The sequence below is a fragment of the Geodermatophilus chilensis genome (genome assembly GCF_002802985.1).
GTDB lineage: Bacteria > Actinomycetota > Actinomycetes > Mycobacteriales > Geodermatophilaceae > Geodermatophilus > Geodermatophilus chilensis.
In genome coordinates, this window is record NZ_NVPT01000134.1 from 1 (window position 1) to 14872 (window position 14872).

Here is a 14872-nt window from a genome sequence, read left to right on the forward strand (position 1 = left end):
AAGTGTGTATAAGAGACAGCAGCACCGACCGGCCGTCGACCACCGGCCACGCCCGCCACCCGCCGGAGTGCTGCAGCGGGGGCACGGGGGTCACCGGCCAGCACCCCGGGCGGCGTCCCTGGCCCCCTCGGGACCCCGGTGGGCCTCCTCTGCGGCGTCCGCCGCAGCGGGCGCGGGCACTCGCCGCGGACAGCTGCGGCCGAGCCCGGCCCGGGGAGAGGGGGGCGCTGGGCTGCCGCGGCACTCCCCGGACACGACCATGGCGCGGTGACCACCCCGGAGGCTCGGACGGCGGTCACCGCGCCATGGTCGCGGTGCGGTGTGGGTGGTGCTCAGGTGTTCTGCGGGAAGCCCAGGTTCAGGCCGCCGTGGCTGGGGTCCAGCCAGCGGCTGGTGATGACCTTGCCGCGGGTGAAGAAGTGCACGCCCTCGGCGCCGTGGGCGTGCGTGTCGCCGAACAGGCTGTTCTTCCACCCACCGAAGGAGTAATAGGCCATCGGCACCGGGATCGGCACGTTGATGCCGATCATCCCGACCTGCACCTCGTGCTGGAAGCGCCGGGCGGCGCCGCCGTCGTTGGTGAAGATGGCGGTGCCGTTGCCGTACTCGTTGCGGTTGATCAGCTCGACGGCGTGCTCGTAGGTGTCCACCCGCAGCACCGACAGCACCGGGCCGAAGATCTCGTCCTGGTAGACGCTCATGCTCGGCTCGACGTGGTCAACCAGCGTCGGGCCGAGCCAGAAGCCGTCCTCGGCGCCGTCGGGGGTCACCTGGCGGCCGTCCACGACGAGCTTGGCGCCCTCCTTCTCGCCGGCCTCGACGTAGGACTCCACCCGGTCGCGGTGCCGCTTGCTGATCAGCGGGCCCATGTCACAGCCCTTGCGGCCGTCGCCCGTGCGCAGCGTGTGGGTGCGCTCGGCGATCCGGGCGACCAGGTCGTCGCCCACCCCGCCGACGGCGACCACGGCGCTGATCGCCATGCACCGCTCGCCGGCCGAGCCGAACCCGGAGTTCACCGCGGCGTCGGCGGCGAGGTCCAGGTCGGCGTCGGGCAGCACCACCATGTGGTTCTTCGCCCCGCCCAGGGCCTGCACCCGCTTGCCGTGCCGGGTGCCGGTCTCGTAGACGTACTGGGCGATCGCGGTGGACCCGACGAAGGACACCGACTGGATGTCGGGGTGCTCGAGCAGCCGGTCGACGGCGACCTTGTCGCCCTGGACGACGTTGAACACGCCGTCGGGCAGCCCGGCCTCCTTCCACAGCTCGGCCATCCACAGCGACGCCGACGGGTCCTGCTCGCTGGGCTTGAGGACGACGGTGTTACCGGTGGCGATCGCGATGGGGAAGAACCACATCGGCACCATCGCCGGGAAGTTGAACGGGCTGATGATCGCGACCGGCCCCAGCGGCTGGCGCACCGAGTGCACGTCGACGTTGGTCGAGGCGTTCTCGGTGAAGCCGCCGCGGACCAGCGAGGGCACGCCGCAGGCGTACTCCACGACCTCCTGGCCGCGGGAGACCTCGCCCAGGGCGTCGTCGAGGACCTTGCCGTGCTCGGCGGTGATGATCGCGGCCAGCTCGGGCTTGCGGGCGTTGAGCAGCTCGCGGAAGCGGAAGAGCACCGCGGTGCGCTTGGCCAGCGAGGTGTCGCGCCAGCCCGGGAAGGCGGCCGAAGCGGCGGCGACCGCGGCGTCGACCTCCTCGACGCTCGCCAGCGCGACCTCGCCGGTGACCTCGCCGGTCGCCGAGTCGGTCACCTCTCCGGTGCGGCCACTGGCGCCCTCGCGGCGGGCGCCCTCGATCCAGTGCGGGATGTGCGTGGGCATGGTGCCTCTCTCGGGGGTCGGTCCGCCGTCAGGGCGCGGTGTCGTCGGGGAGCGGGGTCTGCGGGAAGTTCGGCCGGGAGGTGCCGGCGTCGGACCCGGCCGCGTCGGCGTCGGGGAGCGTCCCGGCGGGGAAGTGCTTGCCGACCAGCCGGCGGATCGCGTCGAGCATGCGGATGCCGGACTCGCGGGCCTGGTCGTCCCAGCCGAAGACGCAGGTGGTGAGGACGCCGTCGAAGCCGATCCCCGCCAGGGCGGCGAAGGCCTCGTCGGCGTCGACGTCGCCGCGGCCGAGCTCCATGTGCTGGTGGACGCGGGTGGTGTTGCCGGGCGGGTTGGTGATGTAGCGCAGCCCGTCGGAGGCGGTGTGGTCCATCGAGTCGGCGACGTGCACGTGGGTGAGCAGGTCGCCGGCGTGCCCGATGATCCCGGCCGCGTCGTCGCCCTGGTGGAACGTGTGCGGCATGCAGTACAGGAAGCTGACGCACGGCGAGTCGATGCCGCGGATCATGTCGACCGCCGGGTGGCCCAACTCGATGAAGTCGTCCGGGTGCGGTTCGAGCGCGAGTTTGACGCCCTCCCGCTCGAAGACCGGCAGCAGCTCCTCCATCGACCGCCAGAACATCGCCTCGGCGAGCTCCGGTGCCTCGGGGCGGCCGTTGAACTCGGAGTTCATCGTGTCCACGCCGAGCTCGACGCAGATCTCGATGGCCCGCTTCCAGTAGCGGACGGCGGCCTGCCGCTCCACCTCGCCAGGGCCCGACCACCGCATGACCGGCAGCAGCGAGGTGACCCCGACGCCGGCGTCGGCCAGCTTCGACCGCAACGCCCGGACCGTGGCGGTGTCGACCCGCGGGTGCTTGAAGAACGGGATGAAGTCCTCGCGCGGCGAGAGCTCGATCCACTCGTAGCCCATCGACGCCACGACGTCGGGCAGCTCCAGCAGCGGCGTCGTCCGGAGCATCTGCGGGTCCAGGGCGATCCTCATGGCCGGCTCGCCTCCCGCGACGCCATCCGGACCTCGGTGCGCTGCCCGCTGCGCAGCGCCGCCACGCCGGCCGCGCACACCGCCTGGGCGGCGTACCCGTCCCACGCGCCGGGGCCGTCGACCTCGCCGCGGCGCGCAGCGTCGACCCAGCGCTGCAGCTCGATGTCGTAGGCCCGGCCGAAGCGCTGCCGGAAGTCCGGCGCGATGCCGGTCGAGCGCAGCGCCCCGGCCGGCCCGCCCGTGGCGCGGACCAGGCCCTGGTCCAGACCGATCATCGCGCTGCCGTCCTCGCCGACCACCTCGGTGCGCACCTCGTAGCCCACGCCGGTGCTGACGAAGCACTCGACGTCGACCATCCGGCCGCCGGTGGTCTCGAACAGCACGAGCAGCGGGTCGGACTGGCCGGCCACCGCGTGCCGCGTCGCCCGCGGCCGCAGCACGGTGACCGCGGCGATCTCCTCGTCGAGCAGGAACCGGGTGACGTCGACCTCGTGCACCACCGAGTCGTTGACCATCATCTCGCTGGTGAAGTGCGGCGGGACGGCGGCGTTGCGGTGCGCGCAGTGCACGACCAGCGGCTCGCCGAGCCCGCCCGCGTCGATCAGGGCCTTCAACTCGGCGTACTCGGGGTCGAAGCGGCGCATGAAGCCGACCTGGACCAGCCGCCGTCCGGTGCGCGCGGCGTACTCGTCCTCGGCCCGCACCAGGGCCAGCGAGCTGTCCGCCTCCATGGTCAGCGGCTTCTCGCAGAGCACCGGCTTGCCGCGCTCGATGCAGGCCAACACCTGCTCCTCGTGGAACTGGCCGGGCGTGGCGATCAGGACGGCGTCGACGTCGTCATCGGCGATCGCGGCCAGCGGGTCGCCGACCACGCGGCAGCCGGGCACGGTGGCCGCGACCTGCTCGGCCTTCTCGGTGAACGCGTCGCTGACCGCGACGACCTGGGCCCCGGAGATGCGGCTGTAGAGGCGGGCCACGTGGTCGGCGCCCATCATCCCGACGCCCAGGACGGCGACCCGCAGGTCGCGCGCGGGGACGTTGGCGAAGTCCGGGAGCGCCCCGGCGCGGGTCTCTGCGGTGGTCATGCCTGTGCCTCCGGGGCGTTCTTCGGGCGGCCGAGCTCCAGCGACGGGAAGCCGCAGCTGCCGATGTAGCGGTGGGTGCGCTGGGCGATGGGGAAGGGCACGTCGGGCGGGCAGGGGTACAGGTCGTGCTCGACGATCGCGAAGACGTCGAGCCCGTGCTCCTCGATCGCCTCGAACAGCGGCGGGTAGGCCGGGACGCCGTTCGGCGGCTCGGTCATGGCGCCCATCGGCACCGCGGCCGCCCAGGTGATGTCCTCCGCCAGGACCCGGTCGATCACGGCCGGGTCGACCTGCTTGAGGTGCAGGTAGCCGATCCGCTCGGGGTACTTGTTGATCAGCTCCAGGTTGTCCCCGCGGTAGTAGCTGACGTGCCCGGTGTCCAGGCACAGCGGCACGTACTGCGGGTCGGTGTCGGCGAGGAACCGCTCGATGTCGCGCTGCCAGCCCACGTGGGTCTCCGCGTGCGGGTGGAAGGCGATCGACAGGCCGTACTCCTCCTGCACCGCCTTCCCCAGCTGCGTCACCCCGGTCGTCTTCGCCGTCCACTGCTCCGGGGTGAGGTCGCGGGACTCGACGTCGGCGCCGGTCTTCTGGTCGCGGAAGGTGTCGGGGATGACCACCACGTGGGTGCCGCCCATGGCCTGGGTCAGCGCGGCGACGTCCCTGACCTGGCTCCACACCGCGTCCCAGGAGTCGGGCCGGTGCAGGTGCTCGAACACGGTGCCGGCCGACACCTTGAGGCCCCGTGCGGCGAGTTCGTCGGACAGCTGCGCGGGGTCGGTGGGCAGGTACCCGTAGGGGCCCAGCTCGATCCACTCGTAGCCGCAGGCGCTGACCTCGTCGAGGAACCGCTGCCACGGCACCTGTTCCGGGTCGTCGGGGAACCAGACGCCCCACGAGTCGGGGGCCGACCCGACCCGGATCCGGGCCCGGCCCGGCTCGGGAGCGGCCGGGGCGGGGGCCGCGGGGTGCTGCGCGGTCATCTGTTCTCTCCTCCGTGGGCGGGCGTGCGGGTCATGACTGGGGGACCTCGCGCTGGGGGACATCGCGCTCGGACGGCGCGAGGTAGGCGGGCCGCTGCACCGCCTTCCAGCGCTCGTAGACGGTGCGGGCCTCCTGGGTGCTCGTCAGCGTCGAGACCTCCCCGACCGGCACGTCCCACCACGACTCGCTGGAGGGGGCGTCGACCAGCGGGTCGGTCTCGACGTGCACGACCGTCGTCCGGTCGCCGGCCTTGGCCTTGCGCAGGGCCGCCTCGAAGCTCGGGCCGTCCTGGGCGACGAGGACGTCGACGCCGAGGCTGGCGGCGTTGGCCGCCAGGTCGACCGGCAGCACGTCGCCGTCGAGCCGGCCGGACTCCGAGCGGTAGCGGTAGCGGGTGCCGAACCGCTGGGAGCCGAGGGACTCCGACAGGGCACCGATCGAGGCGAAGCCGTGGTTCTGCACCAGGACGACGACGATCTTGATGCCCTCCTGGACGGCGGTGACCAGCTCGGTCGGCATCATCAGGTAGGAGCCGTCGCCGATCATCACGAACACGTCGCGGTCGGGGCTGGCCATCCGGATGCCGATGCCGCCGGGGATCTCGTAGCCCATGCAGGAGTAGCCGTACTCGACGTGGTAGCCCTTGCGGTCGCGGACCCGCCACATCTTGTGCAGGTCGCCGGGCATGGAGCCGGCGGCGCAGACGACGACGTCCCGCGGGGCGGAGACCTCGTTGACGATGCCGATGACCTCGTTCTGCGTGAGCCGGCCGCCCTCGCCGGCGCTGGGCACCTCCGGGTGGTAGGCCGCCTCGACGGTGGCCTCCCACGCGGCGGCCAGCTCCGCGGTCCGGGTCCGGTACGCGTCGTCGACCGACCAGCCGGCCAGCGCCTCGGTGAGCCCGGTCAGCGTCTCCCGCGCGTCGGCCTGCACGCCCACGCCGGCGTGCTTGACGGCGTCCATCGCGGCGACGTTCACGTTGACGAACCGCACACCGGGGTCGTTGAACGCGGTGTGCGAGGCGGTGGTGAAGTCCTGGTACCGGGTGCCGATCCCGATGACGACGTCGGCCTCGCGGGCCAGGGCGTTGGCCGCCGTCGTCCCGGTGGAGCCGATGGCCCCCACCGACTGCGGGTGGTCGTAGGGCAGCGCGCCCTTGCCGGCCTGGGTCTGCCCGACCGGGATGCCGGTGGCCGACACGAAGGCCTCGAGCGCCTCGGTGGCCTGGGAGTAGATGACCCCGCCGCCGGCGACGACCAGCGGCCGCCGGGCCGAGCGGATCACCTCGACCGCGCGGGCCAGCGCAGCGGGTTCCGGCAGCGGCCGGCCCACGTGCCAGGTGCGCTCCACGAACAGCTCGACCGGCCAGTCGAACGCCTCGGCCTGCACGTCCTGCGGGAAGCAGAGGGTGACCGCACCGGTCTCGGCCGGGTCGGTGAGCACCCGCATGGCGCCGAGCAGGGCGCCGGGCAGCTGCTCGGGCCGCCAGATGCGGTCGAAGTAGCGCGACACCGGCCGGAAGGCGTCGTTGACGGTCACGTCGCCGCTGTCGGGCCGCTCGAGCTCCTGCAGCAGCGGGCCGGCCGAGCGGGTGGCGAAGGTGTCGGCCGGGAGCAGCAGCACCGGCAGCCGGTTGATCGTCGCCAGCGCCGCGCCGGTGAGCATGTTGGTCGAGCCGGGGCCGACGCTGGTGGAGACCGCCCAGGTCTGCAGCCGGTCCTTCGCCCGGGCATAGGCGACGGCGGTGTGCACGACGGCCTGCTCGTTGCGGCCGAGCACGTAGGGCAGCGCTCCGGGGGCGTCGATCTCGGCCTGCAGCAGTGCCTGGCCGAGGCCGGCGACGTTGCCGTGACCGAAGATGCCGAAGCAGCCGGCGAACAGCCGCTGCCGCTGCCCGTCGCGCTCGGTGTACTGCTGCGCCAGGAAGCGCACCACGGCCTGGGAGACGGTCAGTTGCACCGTCTCGGGCGCCGCCGGTGGCGGCGGGAGGGGCTGGCTCACGATCGGGACGCTCCGTTCTGGGAGGTGCCGGCAGGGGCGTGCAGGGGCAGCCGGGGGTCGACCGGCTCGTCGGCCCAGGTGCCGCGGACCCAGGCGTGCTGCGGGTCGTCGACGATCCGCCAGGCGCGCTCCGGGCCCGGGCCGGCCATGACGTTGAGGTAGTAGAGGTCGTGCCCGGGGGCGGCGATCGACGGCCCGTGCCACCCGTGGGGGATGAGGACGACGTCGCGGTCGCGCACCTCGGCCAGCACGTCGATGGGCCGCTCGGCGGTGCCGTAGACCCGCTGGTAGGCCAGGCCGGGTTGGCCCTCCGGGCCGGGGGCGATCTCGAAGTAGTAGACCTCCTCCAGCTCGGTCTCCGCCTCGGAGGTCTCGTCGTGCTTGTGCGGCGGGTAGGACGACCAGTTGCCGCCGGGCGTGATGACCTCGCAGGCGATGAGGGAGTCGGCCTCGAACACGTCGGCGGTGGCGAAGTTGTTCACCTGGCGGCTGCACCGGCCGGCGCCGCGCAGCTCCACCGGGACGTCCGCGGCGGGGCGGTAGCGCACCGGCAGCCGGCGGCGGGCGCGGGCCCCGCACAGGGCGAAGCGCCCCCCGCCGCGGCTGGACAGGGTCGCCGTGGCCCCGAGGGGGAGGTAGGCGAAGTCCGTCGGCCCGGCGAAGACGCCGCTGCGCCCGGCGAGGGTGAGCACCTCGTCGTCGCACGCGACGGTCACGCCGCCCTCCAACGGGACGACGAGCACCTCGTCGGGGCCGGTGTCGAGGACGTGGCTGCCGCCGGCGGGCAGCTCCAGCACCCGGAGGCTCGAGTGCCCCCACCCGGCGGACTCCGGGGTCACCTCGAGGGCGTAGGGCCCGGCGGCGGCGCTGCCCGCGGGCAGGTGCAGCGAGGGGGTGGTCGCGGTCATTCGGCTGCTCCATGGGTAAGGACCCCGTCCTGCCCACCCCTCGCAAGCTCGGGGCGGGACCCGGGACGGAGCCACGTTCAGTGGACGAGGGCGACCGCGGTGTCCACGGCGGCGGCGACGTCGTCGTCCGGTGGGTAGAGGAGGGTGCGGCCGACGACCAGGCCGCGCACGGAGGGCAGGGCGAGGGCGTCGCGCCAGCTGGCGAAGGTCTCCTCGGGACGGCGCGAGGGGTCCCCGCCGAGCAGCAGCGTGGGGAGGGTCGTGGCGTCCATGACCCGCTCCATCTCCGCGACCACCGGCAGCTTGAGCCAGGTGTAGGCCGAGGTGGCGCCCAGGCCCTGCGCGATGTGCATCGACTTGATGACCGCGTCCGGGCTGAGGTCGTTGCTGACCCGGCCGTCGACCCGCCGGGACAGGAAGGGCTCGAGCATCGCGATGACGCCGGCGCGGGCCAGGTCGGTGACCGCCCGGCCGGCGGTCTCCAGCATCTGCACCGTGCCGGGGTCGTCGAGGTCGATCCGGTTGAGCATCTTGGCCGCGTCGAAGCGGGCCTCCACCACGCCGGCGACGTCGTAGCCGGTCATCCGGTCGTCGAGTTCGAAGCTGGCCCCGGCCAGGCCGCCGCGGTTCATCGAGGCCACGACGACCTTGCCCTCGAGCGCGCCGAGCAGCAGCAGGTCCTCGGCGATGTCGGCGGTGGCCAGCAGGCCGTCCACGCCCGGACGGGCCAGCGCGGCGCGCAGCCGGTCGAGCATGTCGGTGCGGCTGTTCATCGCCGTCGGCCGCCCCTGGGCCGCCAGCGCGCCACGGGCGGGGTGGTCGGCGGCGACCAGCATGAGGCGCCCGTCCTCGGGGAGGAAGGCCGGCCGCCGGTGGCGCGCGGCCAGGGCCCGGCGGATGGCCTGCGGGTCCCGGCTGCGGACCTCGGTGACCTCGGCGTACGAGGTGCAGACCGGCGGGGCGCCCAGCGTCTCGGCGGCAGAGAGCTCGGCGGGGGACAGGGCGGTGTCAGACACGGGTCCCCTCCAGGGAGGCAGTGACGGAGGCGTCGATCTCGGCGGCGGTCGGCATGGCGGTGGAGCACTCCAGCCGGGAGGCGACGATCGCCCCGGCCGCGTTGGCGTTGCGCAGCAGCTGCTCGAGCGGGAGCCCGGTGAGCAGGCCGTGGCACAGCGAGCCGCCGAACGCGTCGCCCGCGCCGAGGCCGTTGACGACCTCGACCGGGGTGGGCGGGACGACGACCCGCTCGGTGCGGGTCTTGCCGAGGACCCCGCGCGGGCCCTGCTTGACGATGGCGAGCTCCACCCCGGCGTCGAGCAGCGCGTCGGCGGCCCGGTCCGGGTCGGTCTCGCCGACGGCGACCTCGCACTCCTCGCGGTTGCCGACGGCGACGGTCACGTGGGGGAGGGCGGCGCGCACCTGCTCGGTGGCCTCCTCCCGCGAGGCCCAGAACACCGGCCGGTAGTCCAGGTCGAGCACGGTGTGCCGGCGCCGTCCCCGGGCCTCCCACGCGGCGTGGTGGGCCGACCGGCTGGGCTCCTCCGACAGGCCGGTGACCGTCGCCCAGAACAGGCCGGCGTCCCGGATGGCCGCGGTGTCCAGGTCCTCGGGGCGGATCTGGAGGTCCGGGGCGGTGGGCCGCCGGTAGAAGTACAGCGGGAAGTCGTCGGGCGGGAAGATCTCGCAGAACGTCACCGGCGTCGGGTGCGCCGGGTCGACGACCACGAACCGGTCGTCGACGCCCAGGTCGCGCAGCGCGCGGCGGACGAAGCGACCGAACGGGTCGTCGCCGACCCCGGTCACGAGGGCGCTGGAGTGGCCGAGCCGGGCCGCGGCGACCGCGACGTTCGCCGCGCTGCCGCCGAGGAACTTCCCGAACGTCTCGACGTCCTCCAGTCCGACGCCGACCTGCAGCGGGTAGACGTCGACGCCGCTGCGGCCCATCACCACCATCTCGAGGGTTCCTGCCACGGTGCTCCGTCCCCCTGCTCGTCGTCGGGCTGCCCCTGGGACTGTGCTCCGCGACACAACGACGTGTCAAGACTTTGTTAGGACATAAGGCCAACAGGACGTCTGACGGACGGTGGCCCCCCGAAGAGGTGAGGACGACAAGACGTCCTGAGGTGCGATCATGGGCGCGCGGAGCCGCCGGATCGCCGGCCGAGCCCCCGTGGCGCCGCACCGAGGAGGCCCCTGTGCTGACGATCGACCTGGACCGCTCCAGTCCCACGCCGCTGTACTTCCAGCTGGCCCAGGCCCTCGAGGGCGCGATCGCCGGCGGCGACCTGCCGGCCGGCTCCCGTCTGGAGAACGAGATCCTGCTGGCCCAGCGCTACGGCCTGTCGCGGCCGACCGTGCGGCGGGCGGTGCAGGAGCTGGTCGACAAGGGCCTGCTGGTCCGCAAGCGCGGGGTGGGCACCCAGGTCATCCAGCCGCACGTGCGCCGTTCCGTCGAGCTCACCAGCCTCTACGACGACCTCTCCCGCTCCGGCGAGGGGCCGACGACGGAGGTCCTGTCCCTGGAGCGGGTGCCGGCCTCGGCCGACGTGGCCAAGGAGCTCGACGTGGCCGAGGAGGACGAGATCGTGGTGGTGCGGCGGCTGCGCCGCTCGCGGGGGGAGCCGCTGGCGCTGCTCACCAACCACCTGCCGGGCCGGTTCGAGCCGACCATCCAGGACCTGACCGAGCGCGGCCTGTACCAGTACCTCCGGGCCCAGGGCGTGCACCTGCGGGTCGCCCACCAGCGCATCGGCGCGCGGCTGGCCCGCGCCGACGAGGCCCGGCTGCTCGAGGAGCCGCCGCGCGCGGCGCTGCTCACCATGCAGCGCACCGCCTTCGACGACCAGGGTGTGGCCGTCGAGTACGGCCGGCACGTCTACCGCGCCTCGCGCTACGACTTCGAGACCACGCTCGTCGGCCGCTGAGTCACCGAGTCGCCGAGCCGCTGGGCCCGCCCGCGCCCGCGCGAGGGCCTTCGGCATGACCTGTGTCTCGTCCCGGCTCGAGCGGGCCGTGGTGACGGCCACATCTGCTCACCCGCGGTGGGGACACTCACAGTGTTCCGGCGACATCTGCCAAGGCCTCGGGCGGACCATGGGAGAGGAGAAGAACGTCCGATCCCACGGAGACCGCCATGCAGGGCACCGCTTTCGCCATCGCCGCCACCACGCCCGACCTCGGGTTCCTGGGCTCGCTGCGCCGCCGCCGGGCCGACCGGCGCGCCCGCCGCGCACTGGAGCGTGAGCTCGCCGACTACGCCACCGTCAGCGACCGGGACGACCTCGCCGCCCTGATCGCCGGCCGCGGGGACGCCGACAGTGCGGCCGCCGCCGTCCTCGTCGACCAGGCCCGCCGGGACCTCTTCCGCGCGTCCTGAGTCAGGACCCCCTGCGCCCGCCGCTCGCGGTGGGCCCTGCAGGGGGCTCGCCCGTCCTCGTCTCCTCCGCAGGCCCGAGACGCTCCGCAGGGGCCCACCGCGAGGGTCGCCCCGCTCAGGTGAAGGGGTTCTCGCCGGCCTCGATCTGCGCGGCGAACTCCCGCAGTGCCGCCGGGTCGGGGGTCCCGCCGGCGTCCCGGATCGCGGCGTCGAGCGCCGCGAGGACCTCGTCGGCCCCCCGGCCGGCCATGGCGTCGCCGATGTCGGCCAGCGTGGGGGCGACCCGCTCGCTGACCAGCTCCGTCCGCCGGGGCACCGGCGGCTGCAGCAGGCGGAGCAACTCCTCCTGGAGTCCGCCTCTCGGTCGATGTGCCACGTCCCGTCCTCCCGGCGCGCCGCGGGTGCCGCCCGGCGCTGGCATGCGGGCGGTGGCGCCCCGGCGGGCCGCGGACAGTCGACACCCGCTGTGTCCGCCTCGGCAACCCGGGCTGGGGCCGCCGGGCAGGGCCACCCGCTCCGCGCCCACGAAGCCCCAGCGGGTGCACCTGCCATGAGATCGCGTCGGCCACCCAGCCGGGCGCGCTCCCGCCCTCGTGACCCCGCTCGGCGACGCGCGCTCGGTGTCGCCGTGAGGCGCCGGTTCGGGCTGGCGGACCACCGACGACCCGCGGACGCTCTCCCGCTGCCCACGATGCGGGGCAGGGGCTGATCGTGCGCACGGACCTGTTGTCCGTGGAGGCTCTCCCGCTGCCCACCATGCGGGGCAGGGGGAGCAGTCTCCACGGGGACACCGGCCGGCGACGTCCGAACGACCGTTATCCCCAACTGGCCGCTACAAAGGCGACCACCGCGAACCCGCACCAGCGGGAAGACGTCACCCGGGCGCGCGACGCGCGCACTCCGGGCACGGCGCCGCCGAACCCAGGCCGCGCCGCCCGGCCCAGCTGCCCTGCACGACGGCGACCGGGGACCCGCAGACGGCCACCCACGGCGGCGGCCCGTCGGCGGCCTCCCGGGGGACGGCGTGCGCCCGCTCGCTCTCCTGGTCGCGGCCGGCGGCGTGTGCGGGGTTGGTCATGACCCCCAGCATGGCCGCCGTGTGTCGAGCCCGGCCGACGGGCCCGGGTCCCTTGATCGGCCCCGCCGCACGGAGCAGGCTGTGACCCACAGCACACGTATGGGGGCAGCCGCCAGGAGGTCGTCGTGGAAGCACGCGTCGGGGACCGGATCGTCGTCCGGTCGACCCACCAGGGAGAGCCCGAGCGCACCGGCAGGGTGCTCGAGGTCCGTGGAGAGGGCGGCGGTCCGCCCTACGTCGTCCGGTGGGACCCCGACGGGCACACCGGCGTCTTCTATCCGGCGGGCACCTGCACCGTGGTCCCCGAGCCGGCGAACGGCTGAGCGGCGTGGCCAAGGAGACCGTCGCCGCACCAGGCCCGCGGCCGGCCGAGCAGGTCCGCAACGTGGCCCTGGTGGGTCACGCGGCCGCGGGCAAGACCACCCTCGCCGAGGCGCTGCTGGTCGCCACCGGCGCCCTGGCCCGCGCCGGGCGGGTCGAGGACGGCACCACCTGCCTCGACAGCGAGGAGGTGGAGGTTCGCCAGCAGCGCTCGATGTCGCTCGGCGTGGCCACCGTCGAGCACGCCGGGCACCGCATCACCCTGCTGGACACCCCCGGCTCCCCGGACTTCGTCGGCGAGCTGCGGGCCGGCCTGCGCGCGGCCGACGCCGCGCTCTTCGTCGTCTCCGCCGTCGGCGGCGTCGACGCCACCACGGTGCAGCTGTGGGAGGAGTGCGCGGCCGTCGGCATGCCGCGCGCCGTCGTGATCACCCAGCTCGACCGGCCCCGCGCCGACGTCGACGACGCGGTGCGCTCGTGCCGCGTGATGCTCGGGGACGGCGTGCTGCCGCTGCACCTGCTGCAGCGCGGGCCGGACGGCGCGGTCACCGGCCTGTGCTCGCTGCTCGAGCCGCACCCGGGCGCCGTGCTCGGGCGGGAGGGGGAACCGGAGGCGGACCGGCTCCGCGCCGAGCTGATCGAGGGGATCATCGGCGAGAGCGAGGACGAGACCCTCATGGACCGCTACCTCGGCGGCGAGGAGCTCTCCGTCGCCGACCTGGTCAGCGACCTGGAGACCGCGGTCGCCCGCGGCCACTTCCACCCGGTCCTCGCCGTCTCCCCGCTGACCGGCGTCGGTGTCGCCGAGCTGCTCGACCTGCTGGTCTCGGCCTTCCCGTGCCCCATGGAGCACGGCTGCCCGCCGATCACCCACCCCGACGGCTCGCCGGCGCCCGCGCTGTCCTGCGATCCGGACGGCCCGCTGGTCGCCGAGGTGGTCAAGACGACCACCGACCCCTACCTGGGCCGTGTCTCGCTGGTACGGGTGTTCTCCGGCACCCTGCACCCGGACACCCCGGTGCACGTCTCCGGGCACGGCATGGCCGACCGCGGCCACCCCGACCACGACGCCGACGAGCGGATCGGCGCGGTCTCCTCCCCGCTGGGGCCGACGCTGCGCCCGGTCGCCGCCTGCCCGGCCGGGGACATCTGCGCGGTGGCCCGGCTGACCACGGCCGAGACCGGCGACACCCTCTCCTCGCCCGACGACTCGCGCCTCGTCCCACCGTGGGACCTGCCCACCCCGCAGCTGCCCGTGGCCGTCGAGGCGGCGTCCCGGGCCGACGAGGACCGGCTCGCCACGGCGCTGTCCCGGTTGGTCGCCGAGGACCCGACCGTGCGGCTGGAGCGCCGTCCCGACACCGGGCAGCTGCTGCTGTGGTGCGTCGGCGAGGCGCACGCCGAGGTGCTGTTGGAGCGGCTGCGCACCCGGCACGGCGTCGCGGTCACCACGGTGCCGGTGCGGGTGCCGATGGTGGAGACCCTCGCCGGGTCGGCGCGGGTCACCGGCCGGCACGTCAAGCAGTCCGGCGGGCACGGCCAGTACGCGATCGTCGTCATCGAGGCCGAGCCCGGGCCGCCCGGCTCCGGCATCGTCTTCGAGCAGCGCATCGTCGGTGGCACCGTGCCCAGCCAGTTCCACGGCAGCGTGGAGAAGGGCATCCGGGCCCAGGCCGAGCGCGGCATCTCCGGCGACCGCCCGATCGTCGACGTGCACGTGACCCTGGTCGACGGCAAGGCGCACTCGGTCGACTCCTCCGACGCGGCCTTCCAGGCCGCCGGCGCGCTCGCGCTGCGCGAGGCCGCCGCGGCGGCCGGCACCCGGGTGCTCGAGCCGTGGTGCGAGGTGGAGGTGGTGGTGCCGGGGGAGTACGTCGGTGCGGTGATGAGCGACCTGTCCGCACGGCGGGCCCGGGTCACCGGCAGCGACGCCGACCCCGAGCGCGACCGGACGACGGTGCGCGCCGAGGTGCCCGAGGTCGAGCTGCTCAGCTACGCCGGGGCGCTGCGTTCGGTGTCCCACGGCACGGGCAGCTTCACCCGGCGGCCGATGGGCCACGAGCCGGCGCCGGCGTCGCTGACCGCCGTCCCGGCCTGAAAGAGGACTTCCTCCCCCCACCGTGGTCGGGTCCTGCCTGTCGCCGCGCCCGGCGGAGTACGCCCCCGCCTCGCTGCGCGGCTGCACACCCGTCTCCACGCCCACTACAGCGGACCAGACGGCGTGTGCCGTATCCACCTCTACAAAACAAAAACACCGTACTAGAACTCGTATGACGTATTCTGCTTAACAAAAAAAAATAAAATGTAT

14 protein-coding genes are annotated in these 14872 nt (G+C 74.1%); 4 read left to right on the forward strand and 10 right to left on the reverse strand.

Translation table 11 applies throughout. The features are described from left to right. Positions 1-332: 332 nt before the first annotated feature. The 8 genes from CNO22_RS19745 to iolC all read right to left on the reverse strand — a co-directional run bounded on the left by CNO22_RS19745 (position 333) and on the right by iolC (position 9760). Positions 333-1826 carry a CoA-acylating methylmalonate-semialdehyde dehydrogenase gene (locus CNO22_RS19745; RefSeq protein WP_100500977.1) on the reverse strand — a complete coding sequence of 498 codons (1494 nt, stop codon included), beginning with the start codon at positions 1824-1826 and terminating at the stop codon, positions 333-335. A 28-nt stretch (positions 1827-1854) separates the two neighbouring features. Continuing rightward, positions 1855-2811 carry a sugar phosphate isomerase/epimerase family protein gene (locus tag CNO22_RS19750; RefSeq protein WP_100500978.1) on the reverse strand — a complete coding sequence of 319 codons (957 nt, stop codon included), beginning with the start codon at positions 2809-2811 and terminating at the stop codon, positions 1855-1857. Further along, positions 2808-3896, reverse strand: coding sequence for a Gfo/Idh/MocA family protein (locus CNO22_RS19755; protein WP_100500979.1), 1089 nt, complete (start codon positions 3894-3896; stop codon positions 2808-2810). The genes CNO22_RS19750 and CNO22_RS19755 overlap by 4 nt, the downstream gene beginning before the upstream one ends. Further along, on the reverse strand, positions 3893-4879 hold the full coding sequence (locus CNO22_RS19760) for a sugar phosphate isomerase/epimerase family protein (protein WP_100500980.1): 987 nt from the start codon (positions 4877-4879) through the stop codon (positions 3893-3895). The genes CNO22_RS19755 and CNO22_RS19760 overlap by 4 nt, the downstream gene beginning before the upstream one ends. A 31-nt stretch (positions 4880-4910) precedes the next feature. Beyond that, positions 4911-6881: a 3D-(3,5/4)-trihydroxycyclohexane-1,2-dione acylhydrolase (decyclizing) gene (gene iolD / locus CNO22_RS19765; protein WP_232807188.1), complete on the reverse strand. Its 1971-nt coding sequence runs from the start codon at positions 6879-6881 to the stop codon at positions 4911-4913. Next, positions 6878-7789 (reverse strand): 5-deoxy-glucuronate isomerase, encoded by a 912-nt coding sequence (iolB, locus tag CNO22_RS19770; protein ID WP_100500981.1) that lies wholly within the window; start codon positions 7787-7789, stop codon positions 6878-6880. The genes iolD and iolB overlap by 4 nt, the downstream gene beginning before the upstream one ends. Before the next feature lie 77 nt (positions 7790-7866). Beyond that, positions 7867-8805, reverse strand: a complete 939-nt coding sequence (locus CNO22_RS19775) for a class I fructose-bisphosphate aldolase (protein ID WP_198588457.1) — start codon at positions 8803-8805, stop codon at positions 7867-7869. Continuing rightward, a complete protein-coding gene (gene iolC / locus CNO22_RS19780) occupies positions 8798-9760 on the reverse strand; it encodes a 5-dehydro-2-deoxygluconokinase (protein WP_198588458.1) in 963 nt (320 codons plus the stop codon). Before iolC ends, CNO22_RS19775 begins: the two co-directional genes overlap by 8 nt. A gap of 224 nt (positions 9761-9984) precedes the next feature. Here iolC and CNO22_RS19785 point away from each other — a divergent pair, with 224 nt between their 5' ends. Beyond that, entirely contained in the window at positions 9985-10713 is a 729-nt protein-coding gene (locus tag CNO22_RS19785) for a GntR family transcriptional regulator (RefSeq protein WP_100500983.1), read from the forward strand. Between the two features lie 209 nt (positions 10714-10922). Then, positions 10923-11165: a hypothetical protein gene (locus CNO22_RS19790; protein WP_100500984.1), complete on the forward strand. Its 243-nt coding sequence runs from the start codon at positions 10923-10925 to the stop codon at positions 11163-11165. 115 nt (positions 11166-11280) lie between these two features. Here the strand turns inward: CNO22_RS19790 and CNO22_RS19795 are convergent, their stop codons facing one another. Beyond that, complete coding sequence (locus CNO22_RS19795; RefSeq protein WP_157937028.1) at positions 11281-11541, reverse strand: hypothetical protein; 261 nt, start codon at positions 11539-11541, stop codon at positions 11281-11283. A gap of 498 nt (positions 11542-12039) precedes the next feature. Continuing rightward, complete coding sequence (locus CNO22_RS19800) at positions 12040-12243, reverse strand: hypothetical protein (protein WP_100500990.1); 204 nt, start codon at positions 12241-12243, stop codon at positions 12040-12042. A gap of 125 nt (positions 12244-12368) precedes the next feature. Between CNO22_RS19800 and CNO22_RS19805 the strand changes: the two genes are divergently transcribed. Next, positions 12369-12566 carry a DUF1918 domain-containing protein gene (locus CNO22_RS19805; RefSeq protein WP_100500986.1) on the forward strand — a complete coding sequence of 66 codons (198 nt, stop codon included), beginning with the start codon at positions 12369-12371 and terminating at the stop codon, positions 12564-12566. A gap of 5 nt (positions 12567-12571) precedes the next feature. Further along, positions 12572-14662: an elongation factor G-like protein EF-G2 gene (locus CNO22_RS19810; protein WP_100500987.1), complete on the forward strand. Its 2091-nt coding sequence runs from the start codon at positions 12572-12574 to the stop codon at positions 14660-14662. Positions 14663-14872 lie beyond the last annotated feature (210 nt).